The organism is Gordonia sp. PP30, assembly GCF_023100845.1.
GTDB lineage: Bacteria > Actinomycetota > Actinomycetes > Mycobacteriales > Mycobacteriaceae > Gordonia.
Genome location: NZ_CP095864.1, coordinates 1426299 through 1451259 on the forward strand (window position 1 = coordinate 1426299; position 24961 = coordinate 1451259).

The window sequence follows — 24961 nt, forward strand, 5'->3', positions numbered from 1 at the left end:
CGCCGAGCCCGCCAGGGCGAGGCGGCGAGCCGAAACGCCCGCCCGTCCGGGGGCGTTTCGACACGGTCTGCGCCTAGCGGCTTGACCGGCGGGGCGGGCGGGTGGGTCCGCTCGGCGGGCGGTAGCAGGGCGGCCCAACGGGCGGTGGCAGCGCGGTTCGGCAGGCGGTGCGAGGTCCGCTCGACGAGCGGCGGCAGGGCGGCTCAACGGGCGGCGGGAGGGCGGTTCGGCGGGCGGTGGCTCGGCCGGGGGTGGACGACGGCGGCCGCCCCCGGGAAGTCCGGGGGCGGCCGCTGTTTCAGCCGGTCAGTCGCGCGAGGCGGTGATCGCTTCGATGATCTTCGGGCGCAGCTCGGCGGCCTTGATGATCTCGTCGGCGGAACCGACCTGGACGGCGCGCTCGATGCTGTGCACCGCGTCGAACTCGGCGGCCACCTCGGAGAGCTTCTCGGCCCGCACGCTGGCGCGCACCTCTTCGAGCTCGGCCGACAGCGACGCGTGCTCGGTGTCCGAGGCCTGCTCCAGGCGATTCTGCAGGTCCTGGACGCGCGGGTCGTTCTCGGTGCGCGTGCGGACGTCGCCGGCGAAGACGACGGCCGCGGCGGGAGCGCCGCCGAGCACCGAGGCGAACGATCCCTCGATGGCCAGCACCGTCATGTTCGGGTTGAGCGCCTTGGAGAATACGACGAACGCGCCACCGTGGTAGCGGGAGATCACGCAGAAGACGATCGGGCCCTCGAAATTGATGATGGCCCGGCCGATCTCGGCGCCGTACTCCAGCTGCAGCTTGCGCAGCGACTCCGGTGAGCCATCGAAGCCGGACAGGTTGGCCAGCACGACGACCGGCCGGTTGCCGCTGGCCGCGTTGATCGCGCGCGCCGCCTTCTTCGACGACTGCGGGAACAGCGTGCCCGCGCTGAAGGTGTCCGGGCCGTCGGCCGGCAGGAAGCCACGACGGGCGATCGGCGTCGACTCGATGCCGATCAGGGTCACCGCATGCCCGCCCATGTGGGTGTCGTGCACGACGACGGTCTCGGCGTCGGCCATCCCCGCCCAGCGCTCCAGCGACGGCAGATCCTGGTCGACCACCGCGCTCATCACCGAACGGATGTCGAACGGCTTCTTGCGATCCGGGTTGCCCAGGGGCGAGAAGATCTCGCCGACCGTGGCGAACTCGGAGCCCTCCAGCTCGTGCGGGAAGTCCGAGATGTCGCGGTCGACGGGGTCACCGGTCACCGCCGGGCGCGGCCCGTCCTCGCCGGGCACCACATAGCTGTGGTCGTAGTGGCTCATCACGACGCCGATGGCCGCGGTCAGATTCGGCGCCCAGTACTGTGCCTCACCGTTCGGGCCCATCACGCGGTCGTAGCCGCCGATCCCGAAGTTGTCCTCCGCGGACACGCCGCCGGAGAAGTCCAGGGCCTGCTTGCCGGTCAGCACCATCGACGAATCCGGGGTCATCACCAGGATGCCCCTGGTGTGCATCAGCATGGTGGCCTCGGCGTTCCAGTACGCCTGGCCGCCGACATTGATGCCGGAGACGACGATGTTGATCTCGCCGCCGTCCTGGGTGAACTCGACGATGCGCTTGAGCGCGGCGGCCACCCAGTCAAGATTCTCGGTGCCCGAGTCCATCTTGACCGCGGCGCCGGACGACAGCGCGTACCACTCGACGGGCAGCTGCTCCCGCTCGGCGAGATCCAGTGCCGCCATGTACCGGCGGCACTCGGGCTCGGTGAGGGCACCGAGCGACTTGGTCGGATCGCCCAGCATCACCACGCGGCGGACACCCTCCGGGTACTTGGCGGTCGGGGTGCTGACGATACCGACGACGACCGCTGCGGTATTGTGCCCCTTCGGCCGGTCCACCGGCACCAGTTCGCCGACCTCGTCCCGGTCCGGCTCGGCGGCCGGTTCCAGGTCGTACTCGGTGAAGTCGCCGAGCAGGTCGGTCAGCTCGTACGGGTACACGTTGTTGCGGCGCGCGGCCCGCAGCACCTTCTGCCGGTACTCGTCGACCGGCTCGATGGGCGTGCTATCCGGCTCGTCGACGGTGATCTGGGTTTCGCCTGCGGCGTCGAACCCGATCGTCACGGCGACCTTGGTGAGTTCGCCGGTCTCCTGATCGCGGTGCCGGGCGATGAGCAGGATCTCCTCCAGCCCCGCGCCGTCGGTCGATGCCGCCGTGCCGAGGGTGTGGCGCACCACGCGCGCCACCTGCCTGCGGTCCACGTCCAGCGGCGGCCAGATGTACATCACGATGCGGTTGGTGTTGAACCGCTTGGACGACGGGCGCTTGGCCTGCGCGCGGCGGATCGAGTCCACGCAGGCCTCGAAGGTGCGCTCGGCGGTCGGCAGGGTGAGCAGCTTGCCGTTCTGCTCGCTGACCGCGGTCAGGTCGCGGACCTGGGCGAATGCGATCAGCCGGTCGTCGTTCTGGTTGGCCTTCGCGACGGCACGGTACAGGTACACCTCCTCGTCGTCCGACGACCGCAGGCGCGTGACGTCGAATTTGCGGAGCCGTTCCATCTGCATGCGCTGGGCGATGTACGGGTGCAGGCCGCGGATCAGGCGGTCCTCGCTCATCCCGGTCGCCGACGGCCGGAACGTGAAGTGGTGGTGCATGGCCTCGTCGCCGGAACCGGCGACGGTCGCGGTGACCCGGTGGATCTGGCTGGGCAGCAGGCGGGCGCCGACCACCTCCTGCAACTGGGCGGCCATCTCGTCGAGGTCCTCGGGTTGCTCCTCCCAGCGCACGTAGACGTCGGCGTCGATCGACGCGGCACCGTCGGCGAGCTCGGCCAGCCCGCACATCGCGGTGTCCAGGTCGTCGAAACTGGTCGCCGCCGACACCAGCAACGACCCGCCGCGCTGGGCCAGCACGAAGGTCACGCCGCCGGCGCGGTGGGTGGCGACGCCGCTCAGACCCTTGTTGCCGTAGTAGCGGCGGGTCAGGACCTCCAGCATGACGGCGTTGTCGAGTGACGCATCGGCCAGGCGACGGCTCAGCACGCGCACCAGCGGCTCGGTGCTCTTGACCATCTCGGCGATGCGCTCGGCGCGGTCGGAGGCCTCCGGATTGGCATCCAGGTACGTCAGATCGCTGTCGATCGCGGCGTACACCCGTTCGCGGGTGCGCATCAGACGCGGCTGGCCGTACCAGGCGTAGAGGACGCCGCGCGCCAGGTCGGCGATCGCCGGGAAGCGGATCTGGGTGGCCGCCACCATGTGCTCGAGCACCTGGCCGACTCGTTCCCGCAGCTCCGGCGCCGGTGCCGGCTCCTTCATCCAGCGGCGCAGCAGGGTCGCGACGCTCGGCACGATGTCGTCGAGCCGCTGCAGCGCGAGGAAGATCCGGAAGACCGCGGCCTCCAGGTCGTCGGTGCGTTCCAGGTCCTCGACGTCGTAGTGCGCGAGGGCGGCGGCGAGCTTGCGCTGGAACTGCTCGGGCAGGCCGGCCAGCTCCACGTCGAGACTCTGCAGATAGGTGTGGAACTGCTCGCGGGTCGAGTGGACGCGGTCGTCGACCTCGTCGTCGGCCGGGCGGCGCCGGGCCAGCTCGGCCAGATCGGCGAAGACGCTGGCCAGCTCGGTCTCGCCGGCGAGCGGGCGGCTGCCGGCGTCGATCTCCGCCTGGCGGTCGGCGAGGTAGCCGCTGAGCAGCCGGCTGCTGTCCTCGGGGTCGACGTCGAAGCCCAGCATCAGACTGTGCAGCGCTTCGCGGCCCCGCTCGGCGAGGTCGTGGGCGTCGGGGATGGTCGGCTGCGCGGGCAGATCGAGGACGGCGGCCTCGGAGGCGGTGTCCTGCTCCTCGTCGCCGTCGCCGATCGGCTCTAGACGCAGCAGCGGGGCGCCGGTCTCCACCTGCGCGCCGACGTTGACCACGCACTCCTTGAGGCGGGCGGCGAACGGCGCGCGCAGCACCGTCTCCATCTTCATCGACTCCAGCACCAGGACCGGATCGCCGGCGGCCACCTCGTCGCCGACCTCCAGCGGGGTCGCGATCACCAGCGCGGGTGCGGGGGAGCGGACGACGCCGCCCTCGTCGCGGCTGACGCGGTGGGTGACGCCGTCGACGTCGACCAGGTGGATCGGTCCGTGCGTGTCGGTGAGGACGCGGAAGCGCTCACCGTTGACCGTGACGCGGCCGGTGTGCTCGTCGTACCGCTCGACGCTGACGTCGGCGGCGGCCGAGTCGGCGCCGGCCTCGATGACGACGCGGAAGCGCTGTGCCCCGACGCGGGCGACGCGCACCCGGTAGCCGACGCCGCGCAGCTTGAAGTCGATCGGCCGGCCGCTCTCGTGCATCACCTGCGGGCGACCGCCCCGGGCGGTGGCGAACAGGCGGTTGCGTTCGGCCTGCTCCTCTTCCTCGTAGGCGTCGATGGCGGCGGCGGCCAGTGCGATCGAGGAATGCCGGTGGCTGACCAGGCGGCCCTCGGTGCGGACCCGGTCGATCCAGCCGGTGTCGGCGCTGCCGTCGATCACCTCGGGCTGGTCGAGCAGGTCGATGATGAAGCTGCTGTTGGTGGCGCCGCCCTCAATCACCACGCGGGTGCGGCCCATGGCGCGGCGCAGGCGGGCGAGCGCCTGGTCACGGGTGTTGCCGTAGGCGATGATCTTGGCGATCATCGAGTCGAAGTCGGCGGGGATGGTGTCGCCCTCGCTGACACCGGTGTCCACGCGCACGCCGGGGCCGCTCGGCAGCTCCAGCCGGGCGATGTAACCGGGGGACGGCGCGAAGTCGCGGTCGGGGTCCTCGGCGTTGAGCCGGGCCTCGACGGCGTGGCCGCGCTCGGAGGGCTTCTCGCCGTCGAGCGTGCCGCCGGAGGCGACGTGGATCTGCGCGCGGACGAGGTCGAAGTCGTTGGTGACCTCGGTGATCGGGTGCTCCACCTGCAGTCGGGTGTTCACCTCGAGGAAGGCGAACATCTGCTCGCCCGGGTGGTACAGGAACTCGACGGTGGCGGCACCGCGGTAGCCGACCTTCACGGCCAGCCGCTCGGCGGCGGCCTTGACCTCGGCGACCTGCTCGGGGCCGAGGACCGGCGACGCCGACTCCTCGATCACCTTCTGGTTGCGGCGCTGTACCGAACAGTCGCGGACGCCGAGCGCCCACGCGGTCTCGCCGTCGGAGATCACCTGGACCTCGACGTGGCGGGCGCCGGTGACCAGACGCTCCAGGAAGACGACGCCGCTGCCGAAGGCGCGCTCGGCCTCGTCGCGGGTGCGCTGGTAGGCGTCGACCAGATCGGCCTCGTCGTCGACGCGCCGGATGCCGCGCCCGCCGCCGCCCGCGGTGGCCTTGAGCATCAGCGGGTAGCCGATCTTCTCGGCCGCCGCGACGGCCTGCTCCTGGGTCTCCACCTCGCCGCCGCTCCACGGTGCGACCGGCACGCCGACCTCCTCGGCGATCAGCTTGGCGCCGATCTTGTCGCCGAGCTGGCGCATCGCGTCGGGCGACGGGCCGATGAAGCTGATCCCGATCCGTTCACAGAGCTCGGCGAAGGCCGGGTCCTCGGCGACGAAGCCCCAGCCCACCCACGCGGCGTCGGCGCCGCTCTCGATCAGGGCACGCTCGAGCACCTCGAGGTTGATGTAGGGGCGCGCCGCGGCGGGTCCCAGGTCGTACGTGAGGTCGGCCTCCCGGACGAAGGTGGAGCCGGCGTCCACGTCGGTGTGCAGAGCGACCGTCTGCACCGACTCCCCGGTCTCGGCGTTCAGGTCCCGGACGGCGTTGATCAGCCGCATGGCGGCCTCTCCCCGGTTGACAATCGCGATACGACGGAACATGCGCCCTCTCTGCGTCGGTGCCGTGGCGGTCCACGACGATCGGTACTTCTGCTGGCTTCGCCCGGGTGATCGGGCGGCGGGCGGGCTGGCGCGCGCACGAAAGCCACCGGATCACGGTGGAACCGGTCAGTCCACGGTATGCGGAGCGAGCTCATCCGGGTAGTGCCTACCGGTACGTAACCACGTCCGGTGCGATGAATGACACAGTTACCGGCCAGTCAACTGTGTGGTAGGGGGTCAAGGCACCCCGGTGCGGAGTTCACCGGCCGGTAGATCGAGGGCCTGGGCGGCGAAACGCCGGACCGGATCGGCTGCCGCGGCGAGTGCGCCGGCGTACCCCGCTCGATGGCAGCCGCGCAGTGCGCCGGCGCCGGGCCGTCCGGTCACGCCGATGAGCGCGACGAGTTCACCGGTGGTCGGGATGCACACCGCCCAGACGCACCGGACCGCGTCCGGCTCGCCGGGGTCGCCGGGGTCGGCGGGCTCGGCGGGCTCGGCGGTACCGGCGACGTACCCGGCCGGGTCGGTGATCCCCAGGTCGGTCAGCGCGGGGACGTCGGACAGCCGGTCATCGGCGCGCAGGGCGCGGAGGTACCACGCGCCGGCGTTGATCTCGACGGCGGTCGCCGGCACGGTCGATGCGGGGTCGGGGTCCACGATCTGCACGATAGCGGACGAGACCAGCAACACCCATTCGCTGCGTCCGCACCTCTCAACGGACGGAGCGAATGGGTGTTACGGCCAGCGTGTCCGCGGTGGGTGTTTGCCCGATCTGCAGCATGGCAACTAAGGTCGCTGCTCATGAGGCCGCAGCCACAACGACGCGCGCGCGGGGAGGCCCGTCGGGAACAGATCATCTCAGAGGCGCTCAGGGTCTTCGCCGAACACGGCTATCGGAACGCCTCTGCGGCCGAGATCGCCGAGCGGTGCGGGCTCTCGCAGCCGGGGCTGTGGCACTACTTTCCGAACAAGGATGCGCTGCTGACTGCGGCGCTCGCACACCGAGACCAGAACGACCTGGCCCGGTTCGGTCACGACTTGCCGTTGCGCGGCGCCGACGGGCTCCGGCGGCTGGTGACGCTGATCGAGGCGAAAGAGCAGGCACCCGATCTGGTGCGATTGTTCACGGTTGTCGCCGGGGAGTCGGTCACCGTGGATCATCCGGCCCGCGACTGGGCCGTTCGCCGCCACCGCACCATGCGATTGCACGCCGCCGCCGCACTCGAGGGCGGCGTCGCGAACGGAGAGTTCCGGTCCGGCATCGATATCCCGGCGATCGCCAGTCAGGTGGTCGCGACGATTGACGGGCTGCAACTGCAGTGGCTGCTGGATCCGGAGGAGATCGAGCTTGCGGCGGTCTTCGAGACGTATATCGAGAGCCTGATCGACTGCCTGACTGTCACGAACGACACCGAAGAGACCGGGTAACCCCGGCGATCTCGCGGTCGGGCCGCGGGCTCGACCGGCGCGACCGCCCCGGAACCGAGAAGGTTCCGGGGCGGTCGCGTGCGTGTCAGGCGGTCGTGTCGCGGACTACTTGATCTCCAGCAGGACGGTGCCCTGGGTGACCGCGGCGCCGGCTTCGACGGCCAGGCCGGTCACGGTGCCGTCCTTGTGCGCGGTGACCGGGTTCTCCATCTTCATGGCCTCCAGCACCACCACCAGGTCGCCGGCCGCGACGGTGTCGCCCTCGGCGACGGCGACCTTGACCACGGTGCCCTGCATCGGTGCCGCCACGGCGTCGCCGGAGGCGGCCTTGGCGCCGCCCTTGGTCCGCGAACGGGACTTGGGCTTGCGGCGGATCGCGCCGTCGCCGCCACCGTTGCCGCCGGACAGGTTCAGGTCGCCCGGCAGGGATACCTCGACGCGTCGGCCACCGACCTCCACGACCACGCTCTGCCGCGGCAGCTCCTCGTCGTCGTCGGTCTGCGCGCCGCCGCCGCTGTACGGCTCGAGCGGGTTCTCCCAGTCGGTCTCGATCCACTTGGTGTAGACCTCGAACGACTCGCCGTCACCGATGAACGCCGGGTTCTCCACGATGTGGCGGTGGAAGGGGATGACCGTGGCGAGGCCGTCGACCTCGAACTCGGCGAGGGCGCGAGCGCTGCGCTCGAGGGCCTGCTGCCGGTTCTCGCCGGTGACGATCAGTTTGGCCAGCATCGAGTCGAACTGGCCGCCGATCACGTCGCCCTGGCGGACACCGGAATCGACGCGCACGCCCGGGCCGCTCGGCTCGCGGTAGACCGCGACCGGGCCGGGGGCGGGGAGGAATCCGCGGCCGGCGTCCTCGCCGTTGATGCGGAACTCGAAGGAGTGGCCGCGCGGGGTCGGGTCCTCGGTGAGCTCCAGGGCCTTGCCCTCGGCGATGCGGAACTGCTGGCGCACCAGGTCGATGCCCGCGGTCTCCTCGGTGACCGGGTGCTCCACCTGCAGGCGGGTGTTGACCTCGAGGAAGCTGACGGTGTCGCCCTGCACCAGGTACTCCACGGTGCCCGCGCCGTAATAGTGCGCCTCGCGGCAGATGGCCTTGGCGGAGGAGTGGATGCGGGCGCGCTGGTCGTCGGTGAGGAACGGCGCGGGGGCCTCCTCGACGAGCTTCTGGAAGCGGCGCTGCAGCGAGCAGTCGCGGGTGCCGGCGACGATCACGTTGCCGTGCTGGTCGGCGATCACCTGGGCCTCCACGTGGCGGGCCTTGTCCAGGTACTGCTCGACGAAGCACTCGCCGCGGCCGAAGGCGGCGACCGCCTCGCGGGTGGCCGACTCGAACAGCTCGGGGATCTCCTCGATGGTGTGGGCGACCTTCATGCCGCGGCCGCCGCCGCCGAACGCGGCCTTGATGGCGACCGGGACGCCGTACTGCTCGGCGAAGGCGACCACCTCGGCGGCGTCGGCGACCGGGTCCTTGGTGCCCGCCGCCATCGGGGCCTGCGCCCGCTCGGCGATGTGCCGCGCGGTCACCTTGTCACCGAGGTCGCGGATGGACTGCGGTGACGGGCCGATCCAGGTGAGTCCGGCGTCGAGCACGGCCTGGGCGAAGTCGGCGTTCTCCGACAGGAAGCCGTAGCCGGGGTGGATCGCGTCGGCGCCCGAGCGGGCGGCGGCGTCGAGGATCTTGTCGAAGACCAGGTAGCTCTCGGCCGAGGTCTGGCCGCCCAGGGCGAAGGCCTCGTCGGCCAGTTCGACGAACAGCGCACCGGCGTCGGGCTCGGCGTAGACGGCGACGCTGGCGATACCGGCATCCCGAGCCGCCCGGATCACGCGGACCGCGATCTCACCGCGGTTGGCGATGAGTACCTTGTTGATCGTCTTCTGGGGGATCTCGGTCTTGGACACTGGCTCTCCTGCCTGGGGCTCACGCGGTGACGCGGGCCGTCGTCGGGGACAACGAATACGGTGCGGGCGCCGCCGCCACGGTGGGGCCGCGTGACGTCCGGCACGGCGCCGCTGATTCTCGGTGCCGTGCATACACGGGAATCACAGTAACTCACCGAGCACCTGCTAGGTTCCGGGGCTCGCGCAGCGACGATTCCGGTGCTCAGCCGCCCGCGGCGATACTCGCGAGTAGGTGCGCGAACTCGTTGAGGAACGCGGCCAGCCCGGCCTCGCCGGGGCCGTCGCCGCCGGCCGGGAACCGGCTGTGCAGCCGCAGGCCGCCTGGGGTGCGGTTGAACCAGACGTACACCTCGTCGTCGGCGTAGGTGTGACTGCGGAGCGCCACCGCGGCCCCGGCGTCGGCCTCGACGGCCCCCGGGACGCCGCGGGTGTCCATGAACGAGACGACGAACTTCGGTTCCGGCGGGATCCCGATCAGCTCGGCCAGCCGCAGCATCGGCAACGACGCGCCCTCGCGGGCGCGGTCGAGCGACACCATCGTCCGTTCCAGGGCGAGCGCGAAATCGGGGTCGTCGGACACGTTGACGCTGATCGGTGCCAGCGCGACGAACCAGCCGAGCGCGCCGTGGAACTCCACGTGGTGGCGGGTGTGCCGGGGCATCAGAGTGGTGAAACGACGGCCGCCGTGGCGGTGGTAGACGAGTGCCGCGACGGCCAGCAGTGCGCCGATCAGCGAGCCGCCCAGCGCGGTGGCGCGGTCGGTCAGCGCGCGGGTGGCGTCGTCGTCGAGAAGCAGTGTGGTGTGCGAGTGCTGCGCGGGCGGCGGCCCGGCGCCGGTGGGCGGCGCGGGCAGGATGCCGAACGGGGGCAGCCGGTCGGCGCCGCCGAGGAACTCCCGCCAGACGGCCACCGCCGGATGCCGGTCGTCGGCGGCGTCGGCGGCGGTTCGCTCGGAGCTGGAGAAATCGACGTAGCTGCCCGCCGGCGGCAGCGCCGCGGGGCGGCGCTCGCGCGCGGCCTGGTACAGCTCGCGCAGCTCGTATTGGGCGTTGACCAGCGAATAGCCGTCGACCAGCGAATGATCGGCGGCGAAGAAGAGCGTGAAACTGCCCGCCCGGGCGACGGTCGCGAAGCGGTACGCCGGCCAGTGCATCGGCGTGGTGGCGCGGTCGAAGGAGCCGGCGATCTGCTCGATCAGCAACCGGGGGTCGTGATACCAGCCGATCCGGCTCCGCCGCAGCAGTACCGTCCCGGGATCGGTGGTGTACCGGGCGACGTCGGGGCCGTCGAGGCGGACGTGCGTGCGGAGCACCTCGTGCCGGTTGATCCAGGCAAGGAGCGCGCCCTGCACCGCCGGGAAGTCGATCTGCTGATCGAACTCGACGGCCAGGCCCAGCCAGGCTTCGCGGCCGCCCTCACGCCGGGTGGCGCCCCGGTCGTCGTGCGCCGAGCGGAGATGCTGTTCGTGATTGTGGGACGTGCCGCGCGGGTCACGATGCCACGCGCCCAGTCCGCCGGGCGCCGCCGGGATCCACTCGATGAGTCCGCCCGGCCGGATGTCCGAGTCCAGGATCTGCAGAAATTCCATGTCGGCGGTGCGACGGGCCCCGGCTACGCCCCGCCGGAGCGGGTCTGCTCGGTCACCTGACGCTGAATCCGGGCCAGCATGCCGGTCATCCCGCGCAGGCGCAGCGGGGAGATGATGGATGCGAGCTGCAAGCTGTTCACGAAGTCGGCGGGGGTGTCCAGGATCGCCGCGGCCGGGGCACCGTCGAGCCCGGCGTGCAGGATCGACGCGAAACCGCGGGTCGTGGGCGCCTCCCGCGGCGCGCTGAAATACAAGCGCACCGCGTCGGGGTCGGCGGCGTCGACCGACAGGAAGATCGGCGACTGGCACTCCGGGACCGGCTCCATGGCATCGGCGTGCAGGTGCTCGGGAAGTGCGGGGAGGTCGTCGGCGAACTCCAGGAGGAGAGTGGTGCGGTCGGCGTCGCCGAGCGCGGTGAAATCGTCGACGATCTCCTGCAGGGCTGGTGTCAGGGTCATCGCGGTGAGGCTAGCCGTTCAGCGTGCCGGGCTCGTCGCCCACGGCGATCGGTGCGCGGACCGCATTGCCCCACTCGGTCCACGACCCGTCGTAGTTGCGGACGGCGTCGAAGCCGAGCAGGTACGTGAGCACGAACCAGGTGTGGCTGGAACGCTCGCCGATGCGGCAGTACGCGATGGTCGGCGTGGCCGGATCGAGGTCGGTGTAGATCTCCTCGAGCTCGGGCCGCGAGCAGAACCGGGCATCCGGGGCGGCCGCCTTGGCCCACGGGATGGAGACCGCGGTGGGGATGTGGCCGCCGCGGAGGGCGCCCTCCTCCGGGTAGTCGGGCATGTGGGTGCGGGCGCCGGTGTACTCCTCGGGGGAGCGGACATCGACCAGCGGCTGGGTTCCGATGGCGGCGCGCACCTCGTCGGCGAACGCACGGATACGCGTGTCGTCGCGCTCGATCACCGGGTAGTCGCTGCGCGGGTACTCGGGGACGTCGAACGACGTCTCACGCTGCTCGTCCATCCAGGCGGTGCGGCCGCCGTCGAGTAGCCGGACGTCTTGGTGGCCGAAGAGGGTGAACACCCAGAGCGCGTACGCGGCCCACCAGTTGTTCTTGTCGCCGTAGATCACGACGGTGTCGTCGCGCTCGATGCCCTTGCTGCGCATCAGTTCGGCGAAGGCCTCGCCGTCGATGTAATCGCGGGTCACCGGATCGTTCAGGTGCAGGTGCCAGTCGATCTTCTGGGCGGTCGGGATGTGCCCGATGTCGTACAGCAGCACGTCCTCGTCGGACTCGACGATCTTCAGGCCCGGCGCGCCGAGATGCGCGGACAGCCATTCGGTGCTGACCAGGCGCTCGGGATGTGCGTACGACGCGAACGCCGGGTTCGGATCGAGTTCGACTGTCACGGGAGAGCTCCTGATCGCCGGGGACGCCCCCGGGGCGGGCGCCGATGGCTTTCAGCATACGGCGGGACCCGAGACCCCGCCGGGGCGCAGGGGTGGTTACGTGCGTGCGAGTCGCGCGGGCTTGGTACTTTTCCGCACATGCCTTCACCGCAGAACGGGCGCCGTCCCGTCGTCGCACTGGTCGTCCTCATCGTGGCGATCGCCGCCGCCCTGGCGGGATGCTCCCCGGCGGCCAAGCACCGCGGGGAACCGGAGCCGACGCCGACGGCCCCGCCCAAGCACTGCACCGTCGACGACTGTCCGGCGCTGGCCGACCCGGCGGGACGGATCGGGCCGAGCGGGGTGACCGACGAGAACGCCGCGTCGACCGTGCCCAAGTATCTGACGACCGTGCTCGACGACCTCGACACCGTCTGGCCCGCCTGGTTCACGCAGCTGAACATCACCCGGGTGACGCCGGGCCGGGTGCTGATCTCCGGCAGCGACACGTTCACCAGTGAGTGCACCGACGAGGACGGGAAGACCGTCGCGGTCGACAGCGACTTCCCGAATGCCTTCTTCTGCCCGAAGGACACGCAGAAGGACGGCGCCGGGCATCCGCGCACCGGATCGGTGATCCTGCCGGTGCAGACCTTCGCCGACATCTGGGACGGCAAGCTGATGGGCCAGCGCGGCTTCCTGCTCGGCGATTTCAGCGCGTCGACCATCGTCGCGCACGAATACGGGCACAACGTGATGTACCGGATGGCCGACGCCTACGGCATGACCTCCGAGCAGTATCCGACCGGGGACGACACGGAGTTGCTGGCCGACTGCTTCGCCGGGAACTGGCTGGCGACGGTGTATCGCCGAGACGAGCTGTCGGTGAAGGAGATCGGCCAGGCGGTGGTGCTGATGGCGAGCGTCGCGGACCCGGTGAACGGAATGGGGCACGGTTCCATCCCGGCGCGGGTCTCGGCGATCAGCCGCGGCTTCGGCGTGACCGGCGACTCCGCCCCGGTGACGTGCTTGAAGAAGTACTGGCCGCAGGCGCTGGGCTCGGCGTAGGCAGACCTTATGGCGACACGGGCAGCGCCTCGACGGACATTGTGGCCGCGGTGCGCTCACCGGCCATCAGCCAGACCGAAAGCACATCGCCGTCGCGGTGCGCCAGCAGCCGCGGTGCATCCGCCAGCTGCAGGGGCGAGTCGTGTTCGACCACGGCCCGCAGCGGCAACCGCTCGCGCAGGTCGCCCTGAGTGGCGAGGGCCTCCTCCAGCGCCGTCCAGTACACGGCGTTGTTGACGTGCTCGATGAGGTCCAGATCGCAGACGCGCAGCAGGAACGGCACCGGCACGGCATCGGGGTGCGGCACTGGATCGAGCCATTTCTTCCGGCGCAGCCGCCCGGGCACCGCGTCGCCGCCGATCCGGCGCCGGAAGGTGTCGCTCAGCGCGGACGGGGTGAGCGTGTCGACGTTGAAGTGGCTCTTCAACTCTGAGAGTGCGTAGGTGGGATCTGGGCTGACCGGGCGTGGGCACAAGATGTAGGCGGGTCCTGGGTGTGAAGATGGAAGTTCCTACACACCCATTTTCACGCCACAGGACCCATGAGCGAGCTTACTGCCGATGTTGCTGACACGATCTGCCGAACCGTCGAGCTGGGGGTGACGATCACCGGCGCCGCTGTCGATGCCCGCGGCCGCACGCACTTGTGGTGCCGGGTGCTGCAGGCCGATCGGCATTGTCCGGGCTGTCAGATCGCCGGCGACCTGCGTGATCACGCCGACCGCGTGCTCACTGATGTGCCGATCAGCGGCCATCCTGTTGTTCTGCATGTCGCGGTGCCCCGGTTCGTGTGCCGTACCAGCGACTGCCCACGAACGATCTTCCGCGGCGGGATCGATCATGTCGCCGCGCCCCGGGCCGTGGTCACCGCCCGGACCACACGCTGGATCCTGCAACGCATCGCGATCGACAAGATGAGCGTGAAAGCGGTGGCCACAGCGCTGGGCCTGGCGTGGAAGACAGTCAACGCGATCGCCGTGAGTGCGGCCCGGGCCCTGGTCTACGACGGCGGCCACCTCGACGGTGTACGGCACCTGGGCGTCGATGAGCACAAGTGGAAACACGTTCGCGGACAAGGAGACCCGAGCTTCGTGACCGTTCTGATCGACTTGACGCCCGTGGTCGAGGGCACCGGCCCGGCTCGGCTGCTGGACATGATCGGCGGCCGGTCAGCGCAGGTCCTCAAAGACTGGATGAACACTCGTGACCAGCGATTCCGCGACCGGATCACAGTCGTGGCCATGGACGGATTCACCGGCTACAAGACCGCCACCAGCCAGGAACTCCCCGCCGCCCGGGTCGTGATGGACCCGTTCCACGTCGTCGCGCTGGCCGGAAACAAGCTCGATCTGTGCCGCCAACGCGTTCAGCAGCAGACATGCGGGCACCGCGGACGCGCCGGTGACCCGTTGTACACGATCCGCCGGATCCTGCACACCCGTACCGGGTTGCTCACCGCCAAGCAGAAGATCCGGTTGTACGAGTCGCTGACCAGCCATGACGCGCACGTCGCGGTCGAGATCACCTACCAGGTGTATCAGCAGCTGATCGCCGCCTACCAGCACCCGCAGCGCCGCGAGGGCAAGAAACTGATGTGGAAGGTCCTCAAACGCATCCAGACCGGACTCCCCGCCGGGCTAGCCGAACTCGCCCAACTCGGGCGAAGTCTCTGGAAACGCCGCGCCGACATCCTGGCCTACTTCGATACCGGAGTCTCCAACGGACCCGTCGAAGCCATCAACGGCCGCCTCGAACACCTCCGCGGAATCGCCCAGGGCTTCCGCAACCTCGACCACTACATCTTGCGATCCCTCCTGCACTCCGGTCAGCTCGCCGAACACATCAACGCACTCTGAAAGGCGAAGAGCCGTTGAAGTTGATCCAGAAGCCCTCGGTGGCGATCCGTGTGCCGCGTTCGCCGTCGATGTTGATCCGTGCGGTGAACCAGCGGGAGCCGGCCTGCGCGGCCCAGCGCTCGGCGGTCAGCTGATCCGGCTGCCCACCGAGTGCGTGCATCTCGATCACGGTGCGGCGTAACACCCAGTGCGGATGGATCTCCAGGTGACCGATGTGCGCCAGGTGATCCTGGCCGACGTCCTGCAGGCACCGGGCCACGCCGTCGAACTTGAGCCGGCGGTCGTGACTGATGTCGTCGCCGCGGACCGGCCACGTGCTGGTGAAGACCGCGCCCTCGGAAAGCAACTCGCGGCGCAGTTCGGGGTCCAGGCGCGGGGAAAGGGGTTCTCCGATCATGACCGGGGTGTCTCACTCGCCTCCGGCTGCCACAGGCTCGTGACGTCGACGCCGACGTCGGCCAGCAGATCGCGGGTCAGCGGGAGGCTGATGCCGATGACGCTCGACGGGTCGCCGTCGATGCCGTCGAGCAGCCAGCCGCCGAGGCCGTCGAGGGTGAAGGCGCCCGCGACCTGGAGCGGTTCGCCGGTGGCGACATAGGCGTCGATGGTCTGGTCGGAGACGTCGGAGAAGTGCACCCGCGTGGATCTGGTGCCGGATGCCGCGCGCGCGACGGTGCCGCCGGTCATCCGGGTGACGCAATGGCCGGTCAGCAGCCGGCCGGTGGTGCCGCGCATGCGCCTCCAGCGTTCGCGGGCGATCTCGGGGGTCTTCGGTTTGCCGGTCAGTTCGCCGTCGATCAGCAGCATCGAGTCGCAGGTGAGGATCACGCCGTCGTCGGCGACGGCGGCGATGTCCGGATCCGCCGAGGCCAGTACCTGCGCGACGATCGCGACACCCTTGGCCTTCGCCAGCTCGGTCACGACCGCCTCGGGAGCGTGACCGGCCAGTCCGGCGATCAGGGCGTCCTCGTCGAGATCGGACACCAGCACCAGCGGATCGATCCCGGCGGCCCGCAGCACGCCACGGCGGGCCGGGGACGCCGACCCGAGCAGAACCCGGGTCACCTCAGCCGTGGATGTAGCTGGTCGGCATACCCCACGCCTGGCGGTGCAGATCCGTCGGCCGTCCCCAGCGATTGAGCGGGCCGGCCGACGCCGGGCCTGTCTGCTGCGATGCCGCGGCAGACAGGACGGTCACCAGCGCGGCCAGTTCCTCATCGGTCGGGGCACCCTTGACGACGGTCAGGAAGGGCTGCCTTTGGTCGGCGTTCACAGCGCCATCCTCATCGTTCGCTGCGCTCACAGCGGGATGTTCCCGTGCTTCTTGGGCGGCAGCTGCACGAATTTACGTTCGAGCAGGCGCAGCGCTGTGGCGATCTGGCCGCGGGTATGGCTCGGCGGAATCACCGCGTCGACGTAGCCGCGCTCGGCGGCGACGTACGGGTTGACCAGGGTGTCCTCGTACTCCTGCTGGAGTTCCAGGCGCAGCGCGTCGACGTCCTCGCCGTTCGCCTCCGCCTCCTTGAGGCGGCCGCGGTAGACGAAGCCCACCGCGCCGGAGGCGCCCATCACGGCGATCTGCGCGGTCGGCCAGGCCAGATTCACGTCGGCACCCATGTGCTTGGAGCCCATCACGTCGTAGGCGCCGCCGTAGGCCTTGCGGGTGATGACGGTGATCTTGCCGACGGTGGCCTCGCCGTAGGCGTACAGCAGCTTGGCGCCGCGGCGGATGATGCCGTTGTACTCCTGGTCGGTGCCGGGCAGGAAGCCGGGGACGTCGACCAGCGTGATGATCGGGATGTTGAAGGCGTCGCAGGTGCGGACGAAGCGGGCGGCCTTCTCGGAGGCGTCGATGTCCAGGCAGCCGGCGAACTGGGTGGGCTGGTTGGCGACGATACCGACGCTGCGGCCGTCGACCCGGCCGAAGCCGACGATGATGTTCATCGCGCGCTCGGCCTGGACCTCGCAGAACTCGTCGTCGTCCAGGAGACGGCGGATCACCTCGTGCATGTCGTACGGCTGATTCGGCGAATCCGGGATCAGCGTGTCGAGCTCGAGGTCCTCCTCGGTGACGTTGTCCTCGATGGAGCCGTACTGGGCCGGGGCGGGCAGGCGCGGCGCCTCGGCGCGGTTGTTGCTCGGCAGGTAGCTGAGCAGTTCCTTGACGTACTCGAGGGCGTCTTCCTCATCGGTGGCGACATAGTGCGCGACACCCGACTTGGTCATGTGGGTGTGGGCGCCACCCAGATCCTCCATCGTCACGTCCTCGCCGGTGACCGTCTTGATCACGTCGGGCCCGGTGACGAACATCTGGCTGGTCTTGTCGACCATCACGGTGAAGTCGGTGAGCGCGGGGGAGTAGACGTGGCCGCCGGCCGCGGCACCCATGATCAGCGAGATCTGCGGGATCACGCCGGATGCCTTGACGTTGCGGTGGAAGATCTCGGCGTACAGGCCGAGGGAGACCACGCCTTCCTGGATGCGGGCGCCGGCGCCCTCGTTGATGCCGACCAGCGGGCGGCCGGTCTTGATGGCCAGATCCATCACCTTGCAGATCTTCTCGCCGTAGACCTCACCGAGGCTGCCGCCGAACACGGTCGCGTCCTGGCTGAACACGCAGACCTCGCGGCCGTCGACCGTGCCGTAGCCGACCACCACACCGTCGCCGAGCGGGCGCTTCTCGGCGAGGCCGAAGTTGGTGCTGCGGTGCCGCGCGAGGGCGTCGAGTTCGACGAACGAGCCCTCGTCGAGCAGGTGGGTGATGCGCTCGCGCGCGGTCAGCTTGCCCTTGGCGTGGACCCGCTCGACGGCGGTCTCACCCACCGGATGCTCGGCATCGGCGAGTCGGTTGCGCAGATCGGCCAGTTTGCCGGCCGTCGTGTGGATGTCGGGGGCGGCGTCATCGTCGCGGCGAGCAGTCGTCATGGACACCCATGCTAACGACGTCGCCGTGGCCACCGGCAACCGACACGGGTACCGGCGGGTAGCCGGTGACGACACTTGCTGAATGATCCCTGGTGCCGGGTGGTCGTCGGCCGGGCACGCCCTGCCGTCCCGGCCACCAGTGGTGGTCAGGCAGCGAGGTGCTGTTCGAGGAGGGTTTCGGCACCGGAGGTCGTGTCGTCCGTCGGCTGAGGTGTGACGAGCCGGCGAGGGCGCCCTTCGACGCTGGAAGTCGTGCCGCCGGTTCCAGCCCGCCGGTTGAGCCCCGCCGAGCCCCCTGGGGCGCCACGCCGCGCAGCCCTGACGGCCCGGCTGCGCACGACGGTCAGGCTGCCAGGTGCTGTTCGAGGAGCGCTTCGACGCCGGAAGTCGTGCCGTCCGCCGGCTGAGGTGCGACGAGCCCGCCAGGGCGCCCTTCGACGCCGTGTCGTCCCTTCATGATTCGCGCGCGGCGTCGATGGACTCCGCCACGCCGGCTCAGGACCCGGATCTCGAAGCCAAGGCCCCCGGGCTGCGTACTGTCCCCGAGTCGGTGGTTCACGATCGGTGGCGGACTCCGGTCTTCTTCCGGGGTGTCCGGGCCGGTCCGCAACTTGTCGGGATGGAACAGCGGATTGACGATCCACGGCCCCACCCGCCCGACCGGGCGCCACCCGACCCGGCCGGTGTCGGGGCCGTCGGTCAGGACCGTCGATTCCCAGTCCCCGGGCTGCTTGCCGTTCCACCGGTTGTGCTTCCCGCAGGCCCCGCCGAGGTGATCGATGTCGGTGGGGCCACCGTCTTGCCAGTCCGGCATGTGGTGCATTTCGCACTGCGCGAACGGGCGCGTACAGCCAGGTGCGGTACAGCCGCGGTCCCGGGCGAACAGGGCCAGCCGCTGGGCCCGCGACGCCAGACGATGCGCCCGCCCAAGGTAGAGGGGCTGCCCGGTCGCTGTGGAGAACACCGCCAGATACGGGACCGAGTCCGCGGCGATCTTCACCAGATCGCCGACCGGTATCCGGGTCCCGGTCGCGGTCCACGCGACCCCGGCCTGCCGGGCCAAATCTTCATCGGTGACGGTCACCACGATCTGATTGCGCAGACTCTCCGGCCGGGCGTGGGAGGCCTGGGCGTTGGCCCACTTCACGAACGCTTTGAGCGCATCATGCTGGCGGCGTCCTTGGAGCCGGGTATCGCGCTCAGCCGCCGCCGCCAGCACTGCGGGATCGAGGCCGGGCTGATCGGCCGCGCCGTGCGGGGACTCCGGATCATCCGGGTTGTTCATGCCCGGGACGGCCCACAAGCTGAACGTGACCTCGAACTCCGCCCGTAACTCCGGGTCCATCCGCGCCTGCACCGCAGTCATCAACTGCCGGTCCTGCGCAGACAACCGGAACTTCGCCTGCCGCGCCCGGTCGTTGTCACCGGCCAGGGTGCCATCAGGGTCCAGGTGCGCCAGAATCCGGTTCCCGACCATCGTCACCCCACCGGGATTCAACGTCCGGGCGGCATCGGCGAGCATGGCCTCGGCCTTCGCCCGCTTCTCCGGATCGACGGAGGCGGGGATCTTGTCCATGACCTCATCGATCACCGACACATGCGTCTCCCCGATCGCCCCCTCGGCGACCGCCGCCGCAGTCTCTGGATATTGCGGGTCGCGGCGCTGGCCGGTCATCGCGGTGAACCGGCCGATCGAGGCCGCCACCACCCGGCGCCGCCGGGACTCACCCTCCCCGATCCGTAGACCTTGGGTGAGCAACTGGTGCATCGTGTTGTACCCGGCCCGCGCACACGCACCCCGATCAGAGATCTCCACGAACAAGGCCGCGTCCACGGCCACACCCATGCGGCGGGCCTGCTCCCGCGCCTCCAGCAGATCGAGCAGGCCGTCCTCGGACAGCGCCGCCAGCGGCGCGCCGCCCAGGGATTCCTCGACAGCCGCACTCACGGCCACCAACTCGGCGGGCGACAGACCGGCCAGGAGGCCGTGGGCGTCGAACGCGTCGTTGCTCATCGCGGACCCCCTTCCGGCCGATCGAGGATAGTTCTTCCCCTACCCCCAGAATACGCACACCATGATGTGTACGCAATAGATCGCTAGAACTTACTTTCGAGTAGATCTCCATGGCAACGTCCCGGCGCTGGACGTGGACCCGGCTTCGAGCCCACAAACCCGGGAATCACTCACCTAGGGTGGATGTCGTGACCGTTCCGCCGCTGCCCGACATCGCCACCCTGACCGGATCTCTGGCCGGTACCCGCTGGCACGACATCCACGTGATCGCCGAGACCGGCTCCACCAACGCCGACCTGGTGGCCCGCGCCGGCGAACCGGGGATCGCCGGCACCGTCCTGATCGCCGGGCACCAGCGCACCGGCCGCGGACGGCACACCCGCGTGTGGCAGACCCCGCCCGGTCAACTCGCCGTCTCCGCGGCGGTCCCGGTCACCGCGGGCGCCGCCGCCGCGGTCGGCTGGCTGAGCCTGCTGACCGGGCTGGCCGTGCGCGCCGCGGTCGGCGAGATCACCGGAATCCGTCCCGATCTCAAATGGCCGAACGACGTCCTCGTCCCGGCCGGGACACCCGGGGAGGGCAAGAAGCTGTCCGGAATCCTGTGCGAGTTCGCACCGTCCGGGCATCCGGACGGCGGCGGCATCGCGGTGATCGGCACCGGACTGAACCTCGACCTGACCGCGGCGCGGCCGCCGATCGAGACGGCGGCCTGCCTGCGGAGCCTCACCGGTGACGTCCCCGACCCGACCGTCGTGGCGATCGCCTATCTGCGGGCGCTCTCGGATCTGCTCACGCGCTGGCCGTCGGACCTGACGGCGCTGGCCGCCGACTACCGGGCCGCCTCGGCGACCCTCGGTAAGCGGGTGCGGCTGGTGCTGCCCGGCGACCGGGAGGTGATCGGCCGTGCGATCGACGTCGACGACGAGGGCCGCATCGTGGTAGAGGGCCCGGATGGCCGCGTGACGGCCTCGGCGGGCGACGTCACCCACCTCCGCCCGGCCTGACGGCTACCGGGCGGGCGACGCGGTCCGGCGGCTGCGGTCGCCCATCGTCGGGATCAGCGACAGGATCGGCAGACCGATGCAGACCTGCAGGATGCCGGTCACCAGACCGCTCCAGATGTCGCTCTGGGTGGCGAGCGGCACCACGAACGCCGCGACGATCAGCAGGCCGACGATCCACCGGTAGAAGCTGTTCGGGGTCGGGGTGACCAGGGTCAGGACGAACCAGAGCGCGCCGCCGAGCAGGGCCGCGACGAAGCCGACGATCGCGTACCAGTACTCGCCGCCCGGATCGAGGGGACTCCACCAGCCGAAATGCCCGGTGGCGTTCACCCCGCGGGCGATGAGGCCGATGATCCACGCGACCAGCCAGCCGGCCAGGCCGGTGACGACACCGGTCATGAACACGCCGCCGGAGTACAGCAGCGGGTCGATGTCCGGTCCCTGCCGGGGCGGTTTCGCCGGGGCGCCGGACTGCGGGTAGCCGGACTGGCTGTACCCGGTCTGGGGATAGCCCTGCGGGTCGTAGGCGGGCTGACTCTGCGTGTAGCGGGGGTCGGTGTATCCGGAGTCCTGGCTGTACGCCCGCGTCTGCGGCGGGCGGCGTCGCGGATCCTGCGGATCGGAGTAGGTCATCACGTCCCCTGCATCTCTGGTCGGTGTCTCGGCGTTTGCGCGCCGGTGTCCTGGCCGCCCAGTGTACTGGCGTCTCAGGCGTCTTTTACCCGGTGATGACTACGCTGGCATCCATGGCATATCCGCGGGAGAACCTCGCGCCCGGCGAGACCGTGCTGGTCCACCGGCATCCGCACTGGAAGAGCCTGGTGGCGCCGGTGCTCTTGTTCTGGCTGCTCACCGCGGTCGCCGGACTGCTGCTCGGGCTGCTGTGGAACTCAGCCGGCCCGGGTCCCGCGCGCACGTGGGCCACCGTCGCGGTCGGCGTGGTGTGGGGGCTGGGCGCCTTCTGGTGGCTCGCCCGGCCGCTCGCCGCCTGGGCCACCACCCACTTCGTGGTGACCGATCGCCGGGTGATCTACCGCAACGGCATCCTCACCCGCTCCGGGATCGACATCCCGATCGGCCGCATCAACACCGTCGAGTTCTCGCACGGACTGCTCGACCGGATCCTGCGCACCGGGTCGCTGCAGATCCAGTCCGCGTCCGATGATCCGCTGACCTTCGTCGCGATCCCGCGGGTCGAGTCGGTGCACGCGCTGCTGTACGAGCGGCTGCTGGACCACGTCGACGACGAGGACTGGGATCGCCGCAGTGATTGGGATCGCCGCGGTGATGGGGACCGGCGCGGTGACCGGGACCGGCGTGACGGCGATCGGAGCCGGCGATGACGCCCGGCCGCGCGGTCCTGCTGGCCGAGGACGATCCGGCGATCGCCGAACCGCTGGCCCGCGCCCTGATCCGCGAGGGTAACGACTGCACCGTCGCCGCGACCGGACCGGAGGCCCTCGACGCCGCGCTGTCCGGTGCGTATTCGCTGGTGATCCTCGACCTCGGGCTGCCCGGGATGGACGGGCTGGAGGTGTGCCGCCGCATCCGTGATGAGCGTCCGCAGCTCGCGGTGCTGATGCTGACCGCCCGCACCGACGAGGTGGATTTCGTGGTCGGCCTCGATGCCGGCGCCGACGACTACGTCGGCAAACCCTTCCGGCTCGCCGAACTGCTGGCGCGGGTGCGGGCTCTGCTGCGGCGCAGCATCGGCGACGACGAGGTGGTGCTCGACAGCGGCGACATCCAGCTCGACGTCCGCGCGCGCCGCGTCGTCGTCGACGGCGCCGAACTGACCTTCGCCAACCGCGAGTTCGACCTGCTGCGCTTCCTGATGGAGACCCCCGGCCAGGTCCGCACGCGCGATGAGATCATGACCGAGGTGTGGGGCTCGACCGATCTGCGGTCGTCGAAGACCCTCGACATGCACATCTCGTGGGTCCGCCGGAAACTCGGTGACGACCAGCCCAGCCGCCCGAAGCACATCGCCACGGTGCGCGGCGTCGGCTTCCGGTTCGACCCGTAGCCTATGCGCCAGCGCATTCTCCGGACGATGATCGTCTCGCTGCTCGCGATGGCGGTGCTGCTCGGCGTGCCACTGACCATCGTGACCTGGTCGTGGATCTCCACCACCGCGCACGAGGACCTCTCCAACCGCCTCAAGACGATGTACGAGGACGTGCTGGCCGAGGAGGCGGCGGGCGCCATCACCGGGCCGGAAGAGGTGCACCTGGACGACTTCCGGCTGCTGGTCCCGCGCACCGGCACCCTCACGCTGCACGGCCCGACGGGCACGCAGGAGCTGGGCGAGCCGCTGCCCGCCGACCGGTTGTCCGAGTCGGTCACCCTGGGTTCCGGCTACACCCTCACCCTGTCGATCCCGGCCAGCGACGTGCGCCCGAGCCAGTGGCTGGCGGTGACCGTGCTGGTGGTGGTGATCGCCGCGTCGGTGGGCGGCGGGGCGCTGGTGGCCACCGTCACCGCGCGCCGGCTGACCGAACCGCTGACCCGGGTGGCGGGGCGCGCCGCCGCGATGGCGCGCGGCGACCTCTCCACGGCCTGGCCGCGCTACGGGATCGACGAACTCGACCGCGTCTCCGAGGCGCTCGCCGAGGCGAACGCCGAGATCACCCGCCGGCTCGAACGCGAGGGACAGATCATCGGCGACGTCTCCCACCAGCTGCGCAGCCGGCTGACCGCGATCGGCCTGCGGCTCGACGAACTGACCCTGCACCCTGATCCGGACGTCGTCACCGAGGCGCAGGCGGGAGTGGCGCAGGTGGAACGGCTGGCCTCCGAACTCGACGAGCTGGTGTCGGCGTCGCGGGCGGAGAGCGGCGTGCGGACCGAGATCGACGTCGTCGCCGTGGTGACGGCCCTGGCCGACGACTACGAAGCGCAGTTCGAGGCGGCCGGCCGCGTGCTCGTCACCCGGATCGAGGAGCAGCCGAGACCGGTTTCCGGGCGCCCGGGACGGCTCCGCGAGGCGCTGAGCGCCCTGCTCGACAACGCGCTGCGGCACGGCGGCGGCATGGTGACCGTGCGCGTCGACGATCTCGGCTCGGCCGACGTCGTCCGCATCACGGTGAGCGATGCGGGACGCGGGGTGGCCGATGCGATCGCCCCGGACATCTTCCGGCGCGGTTTCTCGGGCGGTACCAGCACGGGGGTGGGCTTGTCGCTGGCGCGGGCGCTGGTGGAGGCCGACGGCGGCCGCCTCGATCTGGCGTCGCGGCGGCCCGCGGTGTTCTCCGTCGTCGTCCCGGTCCGGGCGGGTGCGCCGTCAGACGACGAGGCGGGCGGGGACGCCGTCAGGCGTGACCGAGTTCCTCATCGATGAGTTCCTCCGGCGTCGGCTCGGCGTCGGCGGACCCGCCGTGACCGCCGGGCCCCTGCTCCTCCGGGAACGCGAAACGGCGCAGCGCCCAGAACCGGAACGCCATCTGGGCGATGTTGCCGATGATGAAGGCCAGCAGGAAGTCGACGATCGCGAGTTCCACACCGCTCATGTTGTGGCGCATGTCGAACACGTTGTTGGCCAGCCAGAGCGGCGCGGCCGCGATGAGCACGCCGATCCCGCTGATCACGAAGAACAGCAGCGCCTCGTGGTGCCGCGCCCGGCCGCCGCGGTTCTTGAACGCCCATTCGCTGTTCAGGATGTAGCTGGCGATGGTGGCGACCACGCCGGAGATGACCTTGGCGATGGTCGGCTTGGCGTCGAGCACGGTGAACGCGAGCGCGTAGTAGATCACCAGGTCGACGACGAAGGTGGAGCCGCCGACGATCGCGAACTTGATGAGCTCGCTGTGCTTGATCACCAACCGATGCAGGGGCCCGGGGAGCTGGGAGACGAGCCCGTCGATGGATGGCACAAGTTCTGAGTGTACGTAATCAGACGCACGGGGCCGGAATCGCGACGCGCGGATGTGAGGGAATCGCCGGTCGGACATCTCGGGCGATGCCGGGCGCGGGCGCGGTTCATGTCAGGATTGAGCCCGTGATCTCGCGTCCCGACCCCGCCCGCCCCGGACCGTCCACCGGGG

At 70.3% G+C, this 24961-nt stretch carries 21 protein-coding genes; 7 read left to right on the forward strand and 14 right to left on the reverse strand.

Annotated elements, in window-relative coordinates; all coding sequences use genetic code 11:
* Window positions 1-306 precede the first annotated feature (306 nt).
* Both MYK68_RS06570 and MYK68_RS06575 read right to left on the reverse strand, forming a co-directional pair.
* Window positions 307-5793: an ATP-binding protein gene (locus MYK68_RS06570; protein WP_247867081.1), complete on the reverse strand. Its 5487-nt coding sequence runs from the start codon at window positions 5791-5793 to the stop codon at window positions 307-309.
* 237 nt (window positions 5794-6030) lie between these two features.
* Window positions 6031-6450: a hypothetical protein gene (locus MYK68_RS06575; RefSeq protein WP_247867082.1), complete on the reverse strand. Its 420-nt coding sequence runs from the start codon at window positions 6448-6450 to the stop codon at window positions 6031-6033.
* Window positions 6451-6552: 102 nt separating this feature from the next.
* Between MYK68_RS06575 and MYK68_RS06580 the strand changes: the two genes are divergently transcribed.
* A complete protein-coding gene (locus MYK68_RS06580; protein ID WP_247867083.1) occupies window positions 6553-7221 on the forward strand; it encodes a TetR/AcrR family transcriptional regulator in 669 nt (222 codons plus the stop codon).
* Window positions 7222-7326: 105 nt separating this feature from the next.
* On the opposite strand, the gene MYK68_RS06585 is transcribed toward MYK68_RS06580, so the two are convergent.
* From MYK68_RS06585 to MYK68_RS06600, 4 genes are all read right to left on the reverse strand, one after another.
* On the reverse strand, window positions 7327-9126 hold the full coding sequence (locus MYK68_RS06585) for an acetyl/propionyl/methylcrotonyl-CoA carboxylase subunit alpha (RefSeq protein ID WP_502798303.1): 1800 nt from the start codon (window positions 9124-9126) through the stop codon (window positions 7327-7329).
* 202 nt (window positions 9127-9328) lie between these two features.
* On the reverse strand, window positions 9329-10714 hold the full coding sequence (locus MYK68_RS06590; RefSeq protein ID WP_247867084.1) for a condensation domain-containing protein: 1386 nt from the start codon (window positions 10712-10714) through the stop codon (window positions 9329-9331).
* A 23-nt stretch (window positions 10715-10737) separates the two neighbouring features.
* The gene (locus MYK68_RS06595; RefSeq protein WP_247867085.1) at window positions 10738-11172 is read right to left on the reverse strand and encodes a SufE family protein; all 435 of its coding nucleotides are present in this window, start codon (window positions 11170-11172) and stop codon (window positions 10738-10740) included.
* Between the two features lie 10 nt (window positions 11173-11182).
* Complete coding sequence (locus MYK68_RS06600; protein ID WP_247867086.1) at window positions 11183-12073, reverse strand: sulfurtransferase; 891 nt, start codon at window positions 12071-12073, stop codon at window positions 11183-11185.
* A gap of 138 nt (window positions 12074-12211) precedes the next feature.
* Between MYK68_RS06600 and MYK68_RS06605 the strand changes: the two genes are divergently transcribed.
* Window positions 12212-13120 (forward strand): neutral zinc metallopeptidase, encoded by a 909-nt coding sequence (locus tag MYK68_RS06605; protein WP_247867087.1) that lies wholly within the window; start codon window positions 12212-12214, stop codon window positions 13118-13120.
* A 7-nt stretch (window positions 13121-13127) separates the two neighbouring features.
* Here MYK68_RS06605 and MYK68_RS06610 read toward each other — a convergent pair whose 3' ends face one another.
* Complete coding sequence (locus MYK68_RS06610; RefSeq protein ID WP_247867088.1) at window positions 13128-13547, reverse strand: acyl-ACP thioesterase domain-containing protein; 420 nt, start codon at window positions 13545-13547, stop codon at window positions 13128-13130.
* Window positions 13548-13661: 114 nt separating this feature from the next.
* On the opposite strand from MYK68_RS06610, the gene MYK68_RS06615 reads away from it, so the two are divergent.
* Window positions 13662-14975, forward strand: coding sequence for an ISL3 family transposase (locus MYK68_RS06615; protein ID WP_247864711.1), 1314 nt, complete (start codon window positions 13662-13664; stop codon window positions 14973-14975).
* Here MYK68_RS06615 and MYK68_RS06620 read toward each other — a convergent pair.
* The 5 genes from MYK68_RS06620 to MYK68_RS06640 form a co-directional block, all read right to left on the reverse strand.
* The gene (locus MYK68_RS06620) at window positions 14962-15372 is read right to left on the reverse strand and encodes an acyl-ACP thioesterase domain-containing protein (RefSeq protein ID WP_247867089.1); all 411 of its coding nucleotides are present in this window, start codon (window positions 15370-15372) and stop codon (window positions 14962-14964) included. The two genes, MYK68_RS06615 and MYK68_RS06620, sit on opposite strands and share 14 nt — an antisense overlap.
* Entirely contained in the window at window positions 15369-16040 is a 672-nt protein-coding gene (locus tag MYK68_RS06625) for a Maf family protein (protein ID WP_247867090.1), read from the reverse strand. Before MYK68_RS06625 ends, MYK68_RS06620 begins: the two co-directional genes overlap by 4 nt.
* Before the next feature lies 1 nt (window position 16041).
* Entirely contained in the window at window positions 16042-16248 is a 207-nt protein-coding gene (locus tag MYK68_RS06630) for an acyl-CoA carboxylase subunit epsilon (protein ID WP_247867091.1), read from the reverse strand.
* Between the two features lie 26 nt (window positions 16249-16274).
* The gene (locus MYK68_RS06635) at window positions 16275-17900 is read right to left on the reverse strand and encodes an acyl-CoA carboxylase subunit beta (RefSeq protein WP_247867092.1); all 1626 of its coding nucleotides are present in this window, start codon (window positions 17898-17900) and stop codon (window positions 16275-16277) included.
* A gap of 343 nt (window positions 17901-18243) precedes the next feature.
* Entirely contained in the window at window positions 18244-19914 is a 1671-nt protein-coding gene (locus tag MYK68_RS06640) for an HNH endonuclease signature motif containing protein (RefSeq protein ID WP_247867093.1), read from the reverse strand.
* Between the two features lie 188 nt (window positions 19915-20102).
* Between MYK68_RS06640 and MYK68_RS06645 the strand changes: the two genes are divergently transcribed.
* On the forward strand, window positions 20103-20918 hold the full coding sequence (locus tag MYK68_RS06645) for a biotin--[acetyl-CoA-carboxylase] ligase (protein ID WP_247867094.1): 816 nt from the start codon (window positions 20103-20105) through the stop codon (window positions 20916-20918).
* Between the two features lie 3 nt (window positions 20919-20921).
* On the opposite strand, the gene MYK68_RS06650 is transcribed toward MYK68_RS06645, so the two are convergent.
* The gene (locus MYK68_RS06650) at window positions 20922-21551 is read right to left on the reverse strand and encodes a hypothetical protein (RefSeq protein WP_247867095.1); all 630 of its coding nucleotides are present in this window, start codon (window positions 21549-21551) and stop codon (window positions 20922-20924) included.
* A gap of 113 nt (window positions 21552-21664) precedes the next feature.
* Between MYK68_RS06650 and MYK68_RS06655 the strand changes: the two genes are divergently transcribed.
* From MYK68_RS06655 to MYK68_RS06665, 3 genes are read left to right on the forward strand one after another with little or no spacing between them, the layout of a single operon-like run.
* On the forward strand, window positions 21665-22261 hold the full coding sequence (locus tag MYK68_RS06655; RefSeq protein WP_247867096.1) for a PH domain-containing protein: 597 nt from the start codon (window positions 21665-21667) through the stop codon (window positions 22259-22261).
* A complete protein-coding gene (locus MYK68_RS06660) occupies window positions 22258-22944 on the forward strand; it encodes a response regulator transcription factor (RefSeq protein WP_247867097.1) in 687 nt (228 codons plus the stop codon). Before MYK68_RS06655 ends, MYK68_RS06660 begins: the two co-directional genes overlap by 4 nt.
* Before the next feature lie 3 nt (window positions 22945-22947).
* On the forward strand, window positions 22948-24258 hold the full coding sequence (locus MYK68_RS06665; protein WP_247867098.1) for a sensor histidine kinase: 1311 nt from the start codon (window positions 22948-22950) through the stop codon (window positions 24256-24258).
* Here MYK68_RS06665 and MYK68_RS06670 read toward each other — a convergent pair.
* The gene (locus tag MYK68_RS06670; protein ID WP_247867099.1) at window positions 24230-24790 is read right to left on the reverse strand and encodes a GtrA family protein; all 561 of its coding nucleotides are present in this window, start codon (window positions 24788-24790) and stop codon (window positions 24230-24232) included. The two genes, MYK68_RS06665 and MYK68_RS06670, sit on opposite strands and share 29 nt — an antisense overlap.
* Window positions 24791-24961: the final 171 nt, after the last annotated feature.